General features: G+C 69.8%; 18 protein-coding genes, 1 tRNA gene and 1 other RNA gene. 11 read left to right on the plus strand and 9 right to left on the minus strand.

The features are described 5' to 3' along the window. The first annotated feature begins 2 nt into the window (after nucleotides 1-2). On the plus strand, nucleotides 3-677 hold the full coding sequence (locus WAT24_RS02635) for an HAD-IB family phosphatase (protein ID WP_336806266.1): 675 nt from the start codon (nucleotides 3-5) through the stop codon (nucleotides 675-677). Nucleotides 678-804: 127 nt separating this feature from the next. Beyond that, nucleotides 805-1,758, plus strand: a complete 954-nt coding sequence (locus WAT24_RS02640) for a bifunctional helix-turn-helix transcriptional regulator/GNAT family N-acetyltransferase (RefSeq protein ID WP_336806267.1) — start codon at nucleotides 805-807, stop codon at nucleotides 1,756-1,758. Nucleotides 1,759-1,848: 90 nt separating this feature from the next. Here the strand turns inward: WAT24_RS02640 and crp are convergent, their stop codons facing one another. Continuing rightward, on the minus strand, nucleotides 1,849-2,544 hold the full coding sequence (gene crp, locus WAT24_RS02645) for a cAMP-activated global transcriptional regulator CRP (protein ID WP_336806268.1): 696 nt from the start codon (nucleotides 2,542-2,544) through the stop codon (nucleotides 1,849-1,851). Between the two features lie 275 nt (nucleotides 2,545-2,819). On the opposite strand from crp, the gene speD reads away from it, so the two are divergent. Both speD and WAT24_RS02655 read left to right on the plus strand, forming a co-directional pair. Then, nucleotides 2,820-3,605 carry an adenosylmethionine decarboxylase gene (gene speD, locus WAT24_RS02650; protein WP_336806269.1) on the plus strand — a complete coding sequence of 262 codons (786 nt, stop codon included), beginning with the start codon at nucleotides 2,820-2,822 and terminating at the stop codon, nucleotides 3,603-3,605. A gap of 65 nt (nucleotides 3,606-3,670) precedes the next feature. Further along, nucleotides 3,671-4,360: an extensin-like domain-containing protein gene (locus WAT24_RS02655; RefSeq protein WP_336806270.1), complete on the plus strand. Its 690-nt coding sequence runs from the start codon at nucleotides 3,671-3,673 to the stop codon at nucleotides 4,358-4,360. 99 nt (nucleotides 4,361-4,459) lie between these two features. On the opposite strand, the gene coq7 is transcribed toward WAT24_RS02655, so the two are convergent. Together coq7 and WAT24_RS02665 are read right to left on the minus strand one after the other, a co-directional pair. After that, complete coding sequence (coq7, locus tag WAT24_RS02660; protein ID WP_336806271.1) at nucleotides 4,460-5,101, minus strand: 2-polyprenyl-3-methyl-6-methoxy-1,4-benzoquinone monooxygenase; 642 nt, start codon at nucleotides 5,099-5,101, stop codon at nucleotides 4,460-4,462. Beyond that, entirely contained in the window at nucleotides 5,098-6,282 is a 1,185-nt protein-coding gene (locus WAT24_RS02665; RefSeq protein WP_336806272.1) for a (Fe-S)-binding protein, read from the minus strand. Before WAT24_RS02665 ends, coq7 begins: the two co-directional genes overlap by 4 nt. 132 nt (nucleotides 6,283-6,414) lie before the next feature. Between WAT24_RS02665 and rplM the strand changes: the two genes are divergently transcribed. From rplM to WAT24_RS02690, 5 genes are all read left to right on the plus strand, one after another. Further along, nucleotides 6,415-6,843: a 50S ribosomal protein L13 gene (rplM, locus tag WAT24_RS02670; protein WP_336806273.1), complete on the plus strand. Its 429-nt coding sequence runs from the start codon at nucleotides 6,415-6,417 to the stop codon at nucleotides 6,841-6,843. 8 nt (nucleotides 6,844-6,851) lie between these two features. Beyond that, entirely contained in the window at nucleotides 6,852-7,244 is a 393-nt protein-coding gene (gene rpsI, locus WAT24_RS02675; protein ID WP_336806274.1) for a 30S ribosomal protein S9, read from the plus strand. 54 nt (nucleotides 7,245-7,298) lie between these two features. Then, nucleotides 7,299-7,372, plus strand: a tRNA-Gln gene (locus WAT24_RS02680). A 264-nt stretch (nucleotides 7,373-7,636) separates the two neighbouring features. Then, nucleotides 7,637-9,217, plus strand: a complete 1,581-nt coding sequence (locus WAT24_RS02685; RefSeq protein ID WP_336806275.1) for an MASE1 domain-containing protein — start codon at nucleotides 7,637-7,639, stop codon at nucleotides 9,215-9,217. A 176-nt stretch (nucleotides 9,218-9,393) separates the two neighbouring features. After that, complete coding sequence (locus tag WAT24_RS02690) at nucleotides 9,394-11,277, plus strand: chloride channel protein (RefSeq protein WP_336806276.1); 1,884 nt, start codon at nucleotides 9,394-9,396, stop codon at nucleotides 11,275-11,277. A 34-nt stretch (nucleotides 11,278-11,311) separates the two neighbouring features. On the opposite strand, the gene rpiA is transcribed toward WAT24_RS02690, so the two are convergent. From rpiA to WAT24_RS02720, 6 genes are all read right to left on the minus strand, one after another. Then, complete coding sequence (rpiA, locus tag WAT24_RS02695; RefSeq protein ID WP_336806277.1) at nucleotides 11,312-11,950, minus strand: ribose-5-phosphate isomerase RpiA; 639 nt, start codon at nucleotides 11,948-11,950, stop codon at nucleotides 11,312-11,314. Between the two features lie 60 nt (nucleotides 11,951-12,010). Beyond that, nucleotides 12,011-12,478, minus strand: a complete 468-nt coding sequence (locus tag WAT24_RS02700) for an EVE domain-containing protein (protein ID WP_336806278.1) — start codon at nucleotides 12,476-12,478, stop codon at nucleotides 12,011-12,013. Then, the gene (locus tag WAT24_RS02705; protein WP_336806279.1) at nucleotides 12,475-13,080 is read right to left on the minus strand and encodes a 5-formyltetrahydrofolate cyclo-ligase; all 606 of its coding nucleotides are present in this window, start codon (nucleotides 13,078-13,080) and stop codon (nucleotides 12,475-12,477) included. The genes WAT24_RS02700 and WAT24_RS02705 overlap by 4 nt, the downstream gene beginning before the upstream one ends. A 94-nt stretch (nucleotides 13,081-13,174) precedes the next feature. After that, nucleotides 13,175-13,360: non-coding RNA, 6S RNA (ssrS, locus tag WAT24_RS02710), on the minus strand. Between the two features lie 7 nt (nucleotides 13,361-13,367). Beyond that, nucleotides 13,368-13,691 carry a cell division protein ZapA gene (locus WAT24_RS02715; protein ID WP_336806280.1) on the minus strand — a complete coding sequence of 108 codons (324 nt, stop codon included), beginning with the start codon at nucleotides 13,689-13,691 and terminating at the stop codon, nucleotides 13,368-13,370. A gap of 1 nt (nucleotide 13,692) precedes the next feature. Next, nucleotides 13,693-13,917 carry a TIGR02449 family protein gene (locus WAT24_RS02720; protein ID WP_336806281.1) on the minus strand — a complete coding sequence of 75 codons (225 nt, stop codon included), beginning with the start codon at nucleotides 13,915-13,917 and terminating at the stop codon, nucleotides 13,693-13,695. A gap of 131 nt (nucleotides 13,918-14,048) precedes the next feature. Between WAT24_RS02720 and WAT24_RS02725 the strand changes: the two genes are divergently transcribed. Beyond that, on the plus strand, nucleotides 14,049-14,612 hold the full coding sequence (locus WAT24_RS02725) for a UPF0149 family protein (protein ID WP_336806282.1): 564 nt from the start codon (nucleotides 14,049-14,051) through the stop codon (nucleotides 14,610-14,612). After that, on the plus strand, nucleotides 14,570-15,928 hold the full coding sequence (locus WAT24_RS02730) for an aminopeptidase P N-terminal domain-containing protein (RefSeq protein ID WP_336806283.1): 1,359 nt from the start codon (nucleotides 14,570-14,572) through the stop codon (nucleotides 15,926-15,928). Before WAT24_RS02725 ends, WAT24_RS02730 begins: the two co-directional genes overlap by 43 nt. The last annotated feature ends 125 nt before the right edge of the window (nucleotides 15,929-16,053 follow it).

The raw sequence follows: 16,053 nt of genomic DNA on the forward strand, positions 1-16,053 counted from the left end.
CGATGGACGGGCAGGACACCCTGGATGCCGGCGCCCCGCCGGTCGTGCTGTTCGACTTCGACGGCGTGCTGACCCACGCCGACACCTACGAGCTGTTCGTGCGCGAGCGCTACGCGCGCTCGCCGGGACGCAAGCTGCTCGCCCTGCTGGCGCTGCCCTGGCTGTTGCTGATGTGGCCGCTCACGCGACGGCTGCGGCGCGCGTTGGTCCATATCGCCCTGCTGGGGCTGGACGAATCGGGCTATCGCGCCGCGGTGGAGGCGTTCGCGGCGCAGCTGGTGCGCCGCCCTGGCCATTTCTGCCGCGACGGCGTGCGCGCGCTGCGCCGCCACCAGGCGGCGGGCGAGCGGGTGATCGTGGTCACCGGCTGCGAGCACACGCTGGTCGAGAGCCTGCTGGCGCAGCTGGGGCTGCGCGAGGTGGAGCTGGTCGCTTCCCGGCTCAAGCCCGGCCCGCTGGGCCTGCGCCTCGCCCATCACAACATCGGCGCCGGCAAGCTCAAGGCGCTGGCCGCGCATGGCGTGCCCGCCTGGCGCCGTGCCTACGGCGATTCCCTGCACGATCTGCCCATGCTCGAGGCGGCAGCCGAGCCGGTACTGGTCAATGGCACGCCGAAGCTGTGCAAGCGCATCGAGCAGGCGCTGGGGCGGCCGGTAGAGCGGGTGGCCTGGTACTAGGCTCCGACCGACCGGCGGCGCTCCAGGGGGCGGTGGCCGTCCGCGGGACGTGCCGATGGGGTCTTGCGCAGACGTCGTTTCCGAAATACGTTAGTTCTAACGTATCTCCTGCGATGGCGAGTCTCCCATGTACCTGGCCTCCCTCGAAAGGCTGGCTCTCGGCAGCCGGCTGAAGGCACTCAGTGATCAATTCTACGGCGCGGCGGATGAGGTGTACCGCGCACTCGGCGCGCCGATCGAGTCGCGCTGGCTGCCGGTGCTGCGCTACCTGTGGGACACGGGCCCCAGCTCGGTGACGGACGTCGCCGACGCGATCGGCCAGACCCACTCGGCGGTAAGCCAGCTCACCGCCAAGCTGGTGCGCGCGGGCATGGTGCGGCGCCGACGCGATCCGGGGGACGGGCGACGCACCGTGCTCACTCTCACCGACAAGGCGCAGGCGGCGCTCGCCGGACTGGGCCCGATCTGGTGCGCCGTACGGCGCGGCGTGAATGCCTCCCTGGGCGACCAGGCCAGCCGCCTGCTGGAGGCCGTCGCGGCCTGCGAGGACGCCCTGCGCGACCGGCCGGTCGCGGCGGCGATACTGGCCGAGCACACCACGATCGTGGCGACGCCGCTGGAGATCGTCCCCTACGCGCCGGCGCTGCGCGAGCACTTCTACCGGCTCAACGCGCAATGGCTGGAGCGGCATTTCCGCATCGAGGACGTCGACCGCGCCGTGCTGGGCGACCCGGAGCGCTACATCCTGCGGCCGGGCGGCGCGATCTTCTTCGCTCGGCTGGGCGAGGACGTCATCGGCACCTGCGCCCTGCTGCAGGAGTCGCCGGGCGTGTTCGAGCTCACCAAGATGGGGGTGGACGAGACCTTCCGCGGCCTCGGCGCGGGCAAGCGCCTGCTCGATGCGTGCATCGCCGAGTTCCACCGGCGCGGCGGCCACCGGCTGTTCCTGGAGTCCAACAGTCGCCTGACGACCGCGCTGCGGATGTACGAGAAGGCCGGCTTCGTGATGCAACCGACGATACGGCCGGGCTCGCATTACGAACGGGCGGACGTCTACATGATCTATCAGCCGCAGGCATAGCCACCGGCGCCTGCTTGGAGCGCCGCGAGCGGCCTGGGTGGCGCCGAGCGACAGGCCGGGGCGCCTGGCCTGCCCCTCTCCGGACGGGGGTCAGCGGGTGCCGCGCACCACGATGGTCTTGCCGGAGACGTTGATCATGCCCTGCTCCTCCAGCTGCTTGAGCACGCGGCCGACCATCTCGCGCGAGCAACCCACGATGCGGCTGACCTCCTGGCGGGAGATGCGGATCTGCGTGCCGTCGGGGTGGGTCATCGCGTCCGGCTCCTGGCACAGGTCCAGCAGCGTGCGGGAGATGCGGTTGGTCACGTCCATGAAGGCCATGCGGCTGACCTGGCGCGAGGTGCGCAGCAGGCGGTTGGTCAGCTGCGAGCCGATCGCGAACAGGATCTTCGGGCATTCCTCGCGCAGCGGGCCTTCCATCAGCTGGAACAGGCGCTCGTAGCTGATCTCGGCCATCTCGCAGGGCGTGCGGCTGCGCACGATGGACTCGCGCTGCGCCTGCTCGACGAACAGGCCCATCTCGCCGATGAACTGGCCGCGGTTCAGGTAGGCCAGGATCAGCTCGCGGCCCTGCTCGTCCTCGGTGCAGACCGCCAGCGAGCCCTCGATGATGTAGTAGAGCGTGTTGGCCGGGTCGCCCGGGCGGATGATCGCGGTCTTGCCGGGATAGCGCCGGCGGTGGCAGAGCGCCAGGAAACGCTCCATCGATGCCGGGTCGGGCGCGAAGCTCAGCGGCGCCTGGGACCGTTCGAAAGCCTGCTGGAGTTGGTATTTGAGTTGCGCCACGTTGGTATTCCACTGGTTGAGCCAAGGCGCTGCCGCCAAGTCGCTACCATGCAACACGGACCCTGGCCGATCAAGAGATGACCGGCTCGGGTACCGTCGAGTTCTGTTTTCCGCCGTTTTGCCGCATACTTGGCAGTCTTTCGTCCAGGCTGTCGGTCCGGGCGGAACCGGGGTCGCGCAGGATGAGGGTCCTGGCGCGTCTTTTCTTTTTCGCGGGGACCCTTGCTGCTAACCCGCCTCATCTGCTGGCCGTGTTCCGGCCATGGAGAGTCGCCGTGGTGAAACCGCTCCCGCGCCTGCGCCTGCAGGGCTTCAACAACCTGACCAAGGCCCTCAGCTTCAACATCTACGACATCTGCTACGCGGTGTCCGAAGAGCAGCGCCAACGCTACATCGAGTACATCGACGAGCAGTACGACGCCGACCGCCTGACCCAGATCCTCACCGACGTGGCGGAGATCATCGGCGCGAACATCCTCAACATCGCGCGCCAGGACTACGACCCGCAGGGCGCCTCGGTGACCATCCTGATCTCCGAGGAGCCGGTGGTGGAGAAGCTCGGCCGCGATTCGATCGCGGGCGCGGTGGTCGCGCACATGGACAAGAGCCACATCACCGTCCACACCTACCCCGAGACGCACCCGCACAACGGCATCGCGACCTTCCGCGCGGACATCGACGTTGCCACCTGCGGCGTGATCTCCCCGCTGAAGGCCCTGAACTACCTGATCGACAGCTTCGAGTCGGACATCGTGGTGTGCGACTACCGCGTGCGCGGCTTCACCCGCGACGTGAAGGGCAAGAAGCACTTCATCGACCACAAGATCAACTCGGTGCAGGACTACCTGGCGCGCCACATCCGGCAGAAGTACGAGATGTTCGACGTCAACGTGTACCAGGAGAACATCTTCCACACGAAGATGCACATCAAGGACTTCGACCTGGACACCTACCTGTTCGAGGCGCACGCGGACGACCTGTCGTTCAAGGAGCGCCAGCGCATCGAGTCGCTGCTCAAGCGCGAGATCGAGGAACTGTTCCACGGCCGCAACCTGATGTGACCGAAGACCCCGCCGCCCGGCGGGGTTTTTCGTCGCGCGCACGTGGGCGCGGCTAGCCTGCGGGGATGCGCGCCTTCCTGCTGTTCCTGCTGCTGCTCGCGTTGCTGGCGCTGGTGTGCTCGCGCGGCTGGCGTCCGCCGGACCGCTACGACCCGTGGGCGCCGCTGGACCTGCGCGCGCCGCCGGACCTGTTCTTGCACTACAAGCTCGGACGGCTGGGTGCGGATCCGCGGGCCTGCCGCGCCACACTGGCGCAGGCGGGCGCGCGCTTCGAGCCGCTGCCCGACCGCCGGGGGCCCGGCGCATGCGGCTGGACCGACGCGGTGCGCCTGCGCGGCACCGGCGAGGCGCTGCTCGCACACCCGGCGGTCGTCACCTGCCCGCTGGCGGCCAGCCTGGTGCTGCTCGACCGCCAGGTGCTGCAACCGGCGGCACGCGAGCTCTACGGCGGCCCGGTCGCGCGGATCGACCATGTCGGCGGCTACGCCTGCCGCAACCTCTACGGCCGTGCAGCGGCACCACTCAGCCACCACGCCCGCGCGGCCGCGATCGACCTCACCGGGTTCGCGCTGGCCGACGGACGCCGGCTGCGCATCGCCGACGACTGGAACGGGCAGGGCAGGGCCGCCGCGTTCCTGCACCGGGTGCACAACCGCGCCTGCGAGGTCGTCGGCATGGTGCTGGGCCCCGACTACAACCTCGAGCACCACAGCCACTTCCACGTGGAGGCGACGGGCTGGGGGTATTGCCGCTGACCTGCTGGCGGCAGGAGCGGGCTTGCTCGCGGTGCGCCTTTTTGCTCCGGCGGCTTCAGGCACGAGCATCGCGAGCAAGCCCGCTGCTATCGGCGGCGGTCAGATGCGGTAGGCGAGGGTCTTCATCACCTGCGAACTCAGGTGCATCAGGCCCGGGATGGGGAACGGCAGTGCGATGCCGCCGCGCGCCCGGGCACTGTCCGCATGACGCGCCTCGTCAGCTTGCATCTGCGCCAGGACCGCGCGCGAACGCGCGTCCTGCGGCGGCAGGCGTTGCAGGTGGTCCTCCAGGTGCGCCTCGACCTGGCGCTCGGTCTCCACCACGAAGCCCAGGCTCACCCGGTCGCCGACCAGCGCCGCGGCCGCGCCGATGGCGTAGCTGCCCGCGTACCACAGCGGGTTGAGCAGGCTCGGGCGACTGTGGAGTTCGCGCAGGCGCTGCGCGCACCAGGCCAGGTGGTCGGTTTCTTCGGCGGCGGCGTGCCGCAGGTGCTCGCGGGTGGCCTCGTCCCGGGCGAGCGCGGCCTGGCCGTCGTACAGCGCCTGGGCGCAAACCTCGCCGGTGTGATTCACCCGCATCAATCCGGCGGCGTGGCGCCGTTCGTGCTGCTCGAGCGGAGCTTCCTCCAGTGGCGTCGCCGGCGAAGGGCGCGCCGCTTCCGGTGCGCCGGCGACCGTTTCCAGGGCGCGTTCGATGCCGGCCAGCAGGCGGTCGAGCGGGGAGAGCGTGCGGACGTTCATGGCGGGATACCTTCGTCGAGCTGCTGCGCCAGCAGCACCAGCGGATGCAGGGTCGGCAGGCCTGCGCCCCGCCCGGCGAGCCCGCCGGCCAGATGCATGCGGCAACCGATATTGGACGACAGCAGCGCCTGCGGCGCCAGCGCGACGGTGGCGTCGACCGTCGGCGCGCGCAGCCGGTCGGCGCGCTCGGGAAACTCCAGCAGGTGGCTGCCGGCCGCGCCGCAGCAGCCCGGCGGCAAGGTCGCCACGTCCAGTGCCGGCACGCGCTGCAGCAGGGTGCGCAACGCCTCGCCGCTGCGCGCCACGTTGAGCTGCGTGCAGGGCAGGTGCAGCGCCGTGCGCAGGGGCAGGGGGCGGAAGCGCAGGCGGTCCGCCCGTTCGTCCAGCAGGCGCCAGGCGTCGTCCACGGCGACGCCGGGCAAGGCGGCGCGCAATTGGCCGAGACAGCCCGGCGTCACGCTGACCAGCGTGTGGGCACCGCTGGCCTGCCAGGCGGCCCGGACGCGGCGCTCGGCGCGGGCGCTGCCGTGCACTTCGCCGCCGTGGGCATCCAGCGCGCCGCAACAGAAGGCCGGCAGCACGGTCACGGCGTAGCCCGCAGCCGTGAGCAGGGTGACGGCCGCCTGCTGTGCCTCGGCATCCCCCACGCTGCCGACGCAGCCGGGGAACAGCGCCACGCGCCCGGGTCCCGACGCGCCGCGCCGGGGCGGGTGGGCCGGCCCGTGCGTGGGCACGGCGACGGCGAGCGACAGGGCGCGACGCCACGCGGAACGGGCCGGTAGCCGGCGGGCGACCGGTCGCAGCCAGCGCGCCAGCCGGCCCGCGGCCCTCAGCCACGCCGGGCGCCTGGCGATCGCCAGCAGCGCGCGTGGCCTTCGCGGCGCGGGGCCGAGCAGGGCGCGCGTCTGCACCAGCAGTTCGCCGAAGCGGACCTGGGCCGGGCAGACCCGTTCGCAGCTCAGGCAGCCCAGGCAATGGTCGAGCGGCTCGCGGACCTGCGCGTCGAGCGGCGCGGCACCACGGGCCAGCGCCGCCGCGATCGCGATGCGCCCGCGCGGGGATTCGGCCTCGTTGCCGTCCAGCGCGTAGGTGGGGCAGACCGGCAGGCACAGGCCGCACTGCACGCACTGGTCGGCCAGCGCGACGATGCGCTCGGACTTGTTCTCGGGCATGGAAGCCATGCTATCATTGCCGACTCACAGCCGAGCCGACCGGCAGGCTTGCGCGATGGATGGCGGCTCCGCTACTATCTCGCGCCTTTGTTCCACCGATTCCGCTTACCGCCCCCGTGGCGGCAGACAGGTATTCTTCTGATGAAAACGTTCAGCGCCAAGCCGGAAAGCGTCAAGCGCGACTGGTACGTGGTCGACGCCACGGGCAAGACGCTCGGCCGTCTGTCCGCCGAGATCGCCCGCCGCCTGCGCGGCAAGCACAAGCCGGAGTTCACCCCGCACGTCGACACCGGCGACTACATCGTCGTGGTCAATGCACAGAAGGTGGCGGTCACCGGCGCCAAGCTGGACGACAAGATGTACCACCGCTTCACCGGCTACGTCGGCAACCTCAAGACCATGAGCCTGAAGGACATGCTGGCCACGCACCCGGAGCGGGTGATCGAAATCGCCGTCAAGGGCATGCTGCCGAAGAACCCGCTGGGCCGCGCGATGTACCGCAAGCTCAAGGTCTACGGCGGCGCCGAGCATCCGCATACCGCCCAGCAGCCGCAGGCGCTGGAGATCTAAGGAAACCTATGGCTATCCAGCAGAATTACGGCACCGGCCGCCGCAAGACCTCCGCCGCCCGCGTGTTCCTGCGCAAGGGCAGCGGTCAGATCGAAGTCAACGGCAAGCCGCTGGACCAGTTCTTCGGTCGCGAGACCTCGCGCATGATCGTGCGCCAGCCGCTCGAACTGACCCAGAGCAGCGACAAGTTCGACATCAAGGTGACGGTCGCCGGTGGCGGCATCACCGGCCAGGCCGGCGCCATCCGGCTCGGCATCGCCCGCGCGCTGGTCGAGTACGACGAAACCCTCAAGTCGCAGCTGCGCAAGGCGGGCTTCGTCACCCGCGATGCCCGTGAGGTCGAGCGCAAGAAGGTTGGCCTGCACAAGGCCCGCCGTGCCACCCAGTTCTCGAAGCGCTAAACTGCGCTTCGAGGGGCGATGCGTCCGGTCAGAGCGCATCGTTCCGAAGGGTTTTGGGAGATCGTCTAACGGTAGGACAACGGACTCTGACTCCGTTTATCTAGGTTCGAATCCTAGTCTCCCAGCCAACCGAAAAGGCCCGCCCACCGGCGGGCCTTTTTTTGCATGGCCCACCGACTAAGCGTGGTGCGCAACCTGATCACAATTAGGAACCGGGTTGGCCGGGCGCAGCAAGTTGAGCCACGCGAGTTGAGCTAGGATGGTCCGCAGGCGCGTGCGGCCAGGCCACGATATAGGCGGTCGCAGCACCAACGGGGTCGGTTTGTATGTCGCGCGGAGGCGCAAGGCTCACTGGACAGCGAGTGTCGGATCCAGGAGCCAAGGGGTCGGGAATGCTGAAGAGGGTCTGGGACAACGTCTGGGGCCAGCGCGTCATCGTCGCCCTCGGCTACGCGGCGGCCTATGGCTTGCTCCGCGAAGTTTCCATTTCCCAATGGATGCTTTTCAGCGGCTTTAGGCTTTGTGTGTTGATCTTGGTTCCTTACCGCTACTGGCCAGCTCTGGTGGCCGGCGAGTTGGTTCCACTCACTGTTCTCGGTATCCGCGACGGTGATCAGTTTGGTTGGTTGTGGTCGGCGAGCATGCTCCTGCCCCCCATAATGCTTGCTATGCCGATCGTCCGCTTCTTTCGGGAGCAACGGCGGCTGTTTCCTACGCGCACTACTACCAGCATGAGCGCGCTATTGCTGTGCGCGTTTTTAGTGTCGTTCGTCTGGGCGGCCCTAAACTACGGAACCTTTTCGTTGATAACGCTTCCGCCCGGTTATCACTTCAAGGCGGTCGGGGCCCAGTATTTTCTAGGTAATTACATTACCGTCCTCACCGTCGTGCCCCTTGCGCTCGCCGTACGGGAGGAATTGCTCAGCAGGCCCATCCGACAATTCTGGAGCAACTTCGCGGGGAGCCGCTTGGTGCTCGAAGCCGTGTCGCTTTTGCTGCCATCCCTGGCCCTGCTCGTGTGGCTGGCATCGGGTGCTACCGGAGACGCAAGCCAGGCGGCGCGCATGGCCATGTTTTTTCCCGTGGCATGGTTGTCACTCCGCCATGGTTGGCGCGGAGCGGCTGTCGGCGGCACCGCAGCCAGCATCGCCGTAATGCTCACCATGCCGGATCGACATGACGAGAACACCATGCAAGCGGAGGCGTTCATCGCTTTCGCGGTGACCACGATGCTCCTGTTCGGCGCGCGGATCGCCGCCCTGCACAGGAGCAAGGAGCAGAAACACATGGACGCGCGCCTGGCGCTCGCGGTGGCGCAACGCAACGTCTATCTCGGTGAGCTGCAGCTGCGGGAGACATCCCGCGCCCTGGAGGAAATGAGCGCCGCCATCCAGACGTCCTACACGCAACTGCTCGGACGCACGCGGTCGCTGCTTCCCGGAACCGACGAGCGCAACTACTACCGCGACGCCATCGTCGCCCAGCACCAGATCCGTCGCCTCGCCGACTCCCTTCATCCCCTGGCCTGGCGGGAGCGCGGATTGCCCGCTGCATTGCAGGACGGAGCCATCCCGGGCGCGCTGGACGAGGCGGGCCTCGTCTACTGGTGCGACATCCAGGGCAAAGGCCTGGACCAGCTCTCGATGGGCGTCCAGATGACCCTTTACCGCCTGGCGTTGGAGGCGATCGCCTATACCTGCGCGAAACGCAACGTCAGCACCGTGCGCCTGCGGCTGCGCGGAGGGACGTTCCGTGGCCGCCGCTGGGCCGTCCTCTGTGTCGATGGCGAAGTCGACTACGAACGCCTGGCCCACGTGCGCTGGGACGAGGTCTCGTCGGCCCTCGGCTGTGGAGGCCTGGATCTGGGGGCGATCAAGGATCGCGCCCTGATCTTCGAAGGCAGGGTGCACGTGCGCTCCCTCGCGAACGGCAACCGCATCAGCATGATCGTTTTCGAGCCTGCCGCAGCCTGAAACACCGGCCGTCTCTCCGGGGGACGGCCGCTGGCGGGCGAGGCCGGTCTGTAGCGAAGGGCTTTCGCCCCGGATGCGGGGCGGTCACCGCCGCAGCAACGGGCAGGCTCCCGCGCGCGTGTGCGTCGCCTAAGGCTGTGGGCGTAACATGGTCCATTTCCCCGGGCATGATCTCCATGACCTCGCCGACCGAGAATCCAGCTCATCCGGGCGTGCGCCTGGAAGGCAGCACCGATGCGCTGCCGCTGTTCCCTTCGCTGTCCATCAGCCTCGATGCCGCCCGCATGCCGCGGCGCTCCACCCTGGTGGACCGTCGCGTACTGCGCATCACCCTGGTCGCGCTCGTGCTGGGTGTGGTGGCGGCGTTCATCGCGCAGGTGCTGACCGCCTTGATCGGCCTGGTCACCAATCTCGCGTTCTACGGCCGCTGGTCCACCGCCTTCTCCTCGCCGGCCGGCCATCACCTGGGTCCCTGGGTGATCGTGGTCCCGGTGATCGGCGGCCTGCTGGTGGGCGCGATGGCGCGCTGGGGCTCGCGCGCCATCCGCGGCCACGGCATTCCCGAGGCCATGGAGCAGGTCCTGCTCAACGAATCGAAGATCCCGCCGCGGATCACCTTCCTCAAGCCGGTGTCGTCGGCGATCGCGATCGGCACGGGCGGGCCGTTCGGCGCAGAGGGCCCGATCATCGCGACAGGTGGCGCGCTGGGCTCGTTCATCGGCCAGCTGTTGCGGGTGACCGGCGGGGAACGCAAGGTGCTGCTAGCCGCGGGCGCGGCGGCCGGCATGGCCGCGGTGTTCGGATCGCCCGTGGCGGCGGTGGTGCTGGCGGTGGAGCTGCTGCTGTTCGAACTGCGTCCGCGCTCGCTGATCCCGGTGGCGCTGTCCACCGTGGCGGCCACGGCGGTGCGCTACGCCCTGCAAGGCACCGCGCCCGTCTTCGCGATGCCGCCGCTGGCCGAGCCCGGGGCGGTCGCGCTGGCCTGCTACGTGGGCGTGGGCGCGTTGCTGGGCCTGATCAGCGTGGGCGTCACGCGGATCGTGTACGGCGTCGAGGACGCCTTCGAGAAGCTGCCCGTCCACTGGATGTGGTGGCCGGCGCTGGGCGGCATCGCGGTGGGCGTGGTCGGCTACTTCGCGCCGCTTACGCTCGGCGTGGGCTACACCAACATCGAGGACATCGTCAGCGGGCAATTCACCCTGCACGCGCTGTTCTTCCTGTGCGTGATGAAGTTCATCTCCTGGTCGATCGCGCTGGGCAGCGGCACTTCCGGCGGTACGCTCGCGCCGCTGTTCACCATCGGTGGGGCGCTGGGTGCGCTGATGGGCATCGGGCTCGCGGCGATCGCGCCGCAGTATGGCATCGATCCGCGCATCGCCGGCCTGGTCGGCATGGCGGCGATCTTCGCGGGTGCCTCGCGCGCCCTGCTCACGGCCGTGGTGTTCGCCTTCGAGACCACCGGCCAGCCGGCCGGGCTGCTGCCGCTGCTGGGCGGCTGCACCGCGGCCTACCTGATCTCCGCGCTGATGATGCGCAACACCATCATGACCGAGAAGATCGCCCGCCGTGGCGTGCGCGTGCCGGCCGAATACGCGGCCGATTACCTGGAGCAGATCGCGGTGGGCGATGCCTGCTCGCGCGACGTGGTCACCCTGCGGGCCGATCAGACCCTCGGCGAGGTGCGCCGCTGGCTGGGCGAAGGCTCGCCGCAGTCGCAGCACCAGGGCTTCCCGGTGGTGGACGCGCAGAACCGGGTGCAGGGCGTGCTGACCCGGCGTAGCCTGCTCGACCCGCAGTGGTCCTACACGCTGACCCTCGGCGACCTGGTGACCCGCGCCCCGATCGTGGTGAAGGAGGACCACTCCCTGCGCGAAGCCGCCGACCACATGGTCGCCGAGCAGGTCGGTCGCCTGGTCGTGGTGAGCAGGGAGGCGCCGCACACGATGGTGGGCATCATCACCCGTGGCGACCTGCTCAGCGCGCACGCGCGACGCCTGCACGAGGCGCGCGAGGCGAAGCGCCACCTGCGCATCGGCCGCCGCGGCATGCGGACCGCCTGAGGCGCGGCGGCGCTCCCTCGCCGGAGGGGGCGACCTATATCTCCTTGTCGCCGACCAGCACGATGTCGGCCGGGCGGCGCGCGAACAGGCCGACGGTGACGATGCCGGGGATCTGGTTCAGTTCGGTCTCCAGCCCGACCGGATCGGTGATCTGCCAACCGTGCACGTCGATCACCCAGTTGCCGTTGTCGGTCACCACGCCGTCGCGCCACACCGGCTGCCCGCCGCGCTTGACGATCTCGCGGCCGACCAGGCTGCGCGCCATCGGAATGACCTCGATCGGCAGCGGGAACTTGCCCAGCAGGTTCACGCGCTTGCTCGAATCGATGATGCAGACGAACCGGCTGCTGGCCTCGGCGATGATCTTCTCGCGCGTCAGCGCGGCACCGCCGCCCTTGATCAGTCGCTTGTGCGCATCGCACTCGTCGGCGCCGTCGACGTAGAGCGAGAGCGGGCCGGTGGCGTTGAGGTCCAGCACCGGGATACCGTGTTTCCTGAGCAGCGCGGTCGATTGCTCGGAGCTCGACACCGCACCGTTGATGCGCTGCCTGATGCCGGCCAGCGCCTCGATGAAATAGGCGACCGTCGAGCCGGTACCGACGCCGACGATGGCGCCGTCCTCGACGTAGCGGATGGCGGCCTCGCCGGCGAGGCGCTTTTCGTTGGTGCTCATGGGACCTTCCTCAGGGCTTCTGCACCTCTGCCCGCGGTCGCGGGAAGAGGGGTTTTCGTGCTACTCCAGCGCCAGGATGAAATCCCAGTCCGCGGCGCTCACCGGCATCACCGACAGGCGGTTGCCCTTGCGCACCAGCGCCATGTCGGCGAGCGCGGGCTGCGCCTTGAGCTCCTCCAGCGTGATCACGCGCTTGAGCTTGCGCACGTACTTCACGTCCACCAGGTACCAGCGCGGCCTGTCGCGCGAGCTGGCGGGGTCGAAGTACTTGCTCCTGGGATCGAACTGGCTGGGATCGGGGTAGGCCTCGCTCGCCACCGCGGCGATGCCCGCGATGCCCGGCTCGGCGCAGTTGGAGTGGTAGAAGAACACCTTGTCGCCCACGCGCATGCCGTCGCGCATGAAGTTGCGCGCCTGGTAGTTGCGCACGCCGTCCCACGGCTCGCGCCTGCGCTGCTTCAGATCGTCGATGGAGAACGTGTCCGGCTCGGACTTCATCAGCCAGTGGGTGTAGGGCCGCTCGTTCATGGCTCGTCTTCCGTGTGGCAGTCGATCAGCTCGCGGTCGGTGGCGACGAAGTCCAGCGGCACGTCCCACGGCTCGGGCTCGATGGCGGGCAGCTCCTGGAAATCGTAGGCGACGCCGACCAGCAGCGGTTCGGTCGGGCGCACCTGGTCCTTGAGGAAGCCGAAGCTGCGGTCGTACCAGCCGCCGCCGTAGCCCAGCCGGTGGCCGCTGCGGTCGAAGCCGAGCAACGGCACCAGCACCAGGTCGAGCTGGAAGGGCGCGAACCATTCGCCCGGCGCCACCGGTTCCGGGATGCCGTAGCGGTTGGGCTGCACCGGGTCGCCGGCCGACCAGGGCGCGAAGCGCAGCTGGCGGTCGTCGCCCAGCATCGGCAGCAGGAAGCGCTGGCCGCGCGCGGCCAGCGGTGGGATCACCAGGTTCAGCGGCAGCTCGCCGTCGCAGGCCCAGTAGCCGGCCACGCGGGCGTCGGTGTGGTACTCGGGGAGTTGCTCGAGGCTGCGCCGCAGGCCCTGGGCGGCGGCGATGCGCTGGGCGGGGGTGAGCGCCCGTCGGCGGTCGGCGAGATGCTGGCGCAGTTCGCGGCGTTGGGCGGTGGCGTCCACGTTCGCGCATCTCCTGTTGGGCCGGCGCCGGGGGCGCGGCTCGCGCATCCGGTCGGCGTTGCCTGCAACGTCGGCCGGATACGGGAAAGGGGTGGCGTCAACCGCGATGCCGCTGCCCACCGAACGACCTTGATCCCTTTGGATCAGGTGGGAGGGCTACGTGGCCTTCGAGGCTTTCCGCTCGCGGCGGACATGCACAACAGCCACGTGAAGCCGACCCGGGGTCGTATGTAGGAACAAGGCAAATGTAAGAGTGTGCTGGCGCACACCGCAGAAAACGCCGGGGACTATCTTACCGGCGCGTCCAGTGCGGCTTCAAGCTTGCGACGCAACGCGGCCAGCCCCTCGGTCACGCTGCGATCAGCTCCATCGTGCTGCTTGCGCAGCGCCAGGAACTCGTGGGCGATGCTGATCGCCGCGAGCACCGCCAGCCGGTCGAAGCCGGGGGCCTTGGCGTTGGCGCGCAGCTCGCGCATCTTGCGGTCCAAATAGGCCGCCGCCTCCAGCAGGCCCTCGCGTTCCTCCGGCGCGCACGCGATCAGGAACTCGCGGTCGATCAAGCGCAGCGCGACCGGCTCGGTCGCGGACGGGCTGGTGGGTGCGGTGCTCATGTCAGCCGTTGTTCTCGAGCGCCTTCAGGCGCTGGATCATCGCCTCGACGCGGGTGCGCGCCTGGTCGTTGCGCGCCATCAGCCCGGCGCGTTCGTTGGCCAGCTGTTCCTGGCTGTGACGCAGGCTGCGATTCTCCTCCTGCAGCCGGCGGACCAGATCCAGCAGGCGGTCGAGCTGCTGGCTCAGGGCTTCCAGTTCGTGCCGGGCGGGATCGGGCGTGCTCATGGCGTGAAACTATAGCAAGGGAAACCGGGCCCGGGGCGAGCACGGCGTCACCGCTCGCCGCGGGGTGCGACCTCCGCGGCGCTGGCCGGGGCTGGATTAGACTGGGCACCCCGAATCCCCCGGAGATCGCCATGACCGCCCCCGACCTGGTCGGCTACGACGAACTGGACGCCGCCCTGGTGCGCCTGCGCCTGGGCGCGGATGCCAGCGAGCTGCACGGCTCGCTGTGCGGCTTCCTGGCCGGCGGCGGCGCGCTGGGTCGCCAGCCGCTGCTCGCCGTGCTGCAGTTCGAGGACAGGGACACCACGGCCTCGGCGCCCGACCAGGCCCTGCTGGCGCGCCTGGCCACGCAGACCCGCCAGGAGCTGGATGACCCGGAACTGGGCTTCGAGCCGCTGCTGCCGGCCGACGACCGCCCGCTGCCGGAACGGGCGGAGGCGCTGGTGGAATGGTGCCGCGGCTTCCTCGGCGGCTTCGGACTGGCCGGCGCCGGCGCGCACGGCAAGTTGTCCGACGAGGCGCAGGAGATCCTGCGCGACCTGTCCACCATCGCCAGTTCGGCGTTCGACTTCGGCGACCAGGGCGAGGACGAGGACGCGCTGATCGAAGTGCACGAGTTCGTGCGCGTGGGCGCGATGCTGCTCTACACCGAATGCCAGGGCGTACGGCGCCAGGCGGGCGATACCCTGCATTGAGCATCGCTGCCGCCGAATTCGCCCGCCGCCGGCGCCAGCTCATGCGCATGGCCGGCCCCGACGCGGCGCTGCTGGTGGCGGCCGCGCCGGAGCGCATGCGCAACGCCGATGCCGCCTGGCCGTACCGGCAGGACTCCGACTTCCACTACCTCACCGGCTTTCCCGAGCCGGAGGCGGTGCTGGCGCTGCTGCCCGGGCGGGCGCACGGCGAGGCGGTGCTGTTCTGCCGCGAGCGCGATCCGGCGCACGAGCGCTGGCACGGCGAGGTCACCGGCACCGAGCGCGCGGTCAGCGTCTACGGCGTGGACGACGCCTTCCCGATCGAGGACATCGACGACATCCTGCCCGGCATGATCGAGGGACGCGCGCGCGTCTACTGCCACTTCGGCCGCGAGCCGGACTTCGACGCGCGCCTGCTCGGCTGGATGCGGCGGCTGCGCCAGCTGCGCGGCGGCGGCGTGGTGCCGAAGGAGTTCGTCGCGCTGGGCCACCTGCTGCACGACCTGCGGCTGTACAAGTCGCGCGCCGAGCTCAAGCTCATGCGGGCGGCGGCTGCGGTGGCCGCCGAGGCCCACCTGGCCGCCATGGCCGCGGCCAGGCCGGGGCGTTTCGAGTACGAAGTGGAGGCCGAGCTGGTGCGTGTAATGCGCAGCCGTGGCGCGGTGCCGGCCTTTCCGCCGATCGTGGCCGGCGGCGCCAACGCCTGCACCATGCATTACGTGGCCAACCGCGCGCGGCTCGAGGCCGGCGACCTGCTGCTGATCGACGCCGGCGCCGAGGTGGAATGCTACGCCTCGGACATCACCCGCACCTTTCCGGTGGACGGGCGCTGGTCGCGCGAGCAGCGCGCCTTGTACGAGGTGGTGCTGGCCGCGCAGCAGGCGGCGATCGACGAAGTGGCGCCCGGCCGTCCCTTCGACGCCGCCCACCATGCCGCCGTGCGGGTGATCGCCGAAGGGCTGTGCGCCCTGGGCCTGCTCGAGGGCGACGCGGACGAGGCGATCGCGCGCGGTGCCCACAAGACCTTCTTTCCCTCCAAGACCGGCCACTGGCTGGGCCTGGACGTGCATGACGTGGGCGACTACCGCGTCGACGGCGACGCGCGGCTGCTGGAAGCCGGCATGGTGGTCACGGTGGAACCGGGCATCTACGTGCCGCCGGACCTGCGCGAGGTGGCCGAGCGCTGGCGCGGCATCGGCATCCGCATCGAGGACGACGTGGCGGTGACCGCCGAGGGCAACCTCGTGCTCACCGCGGCGGTGCCCAAGGAACCGCAGGAGATCGAGCGGCTGCTCTCCACCCGCCACGGCCGGTAGGCGCGAGCGTGCCCGCGCCGCGAGCAAAAAAGCCATCGCGAGCAAGCGCCCTCCCGCAGGGGCAGGGCGGCTGCGAGGCAGGCGGCATGCGACGTCGCGCCGCGCGGCGGCCTGTCGCGCTGGCG

Source organism: Fulvimonas yonginensis (assembly GCF_037137055.1).
In the GTDB taxonomy this organism is placed as follows: domain Bacteria; phylum Pseudomonadota; class Gammaproteobacteria; order Xanthomonadales; family Rhodanobacteraceae; genus Frateuria_A; species Frateuria_A yonginensis.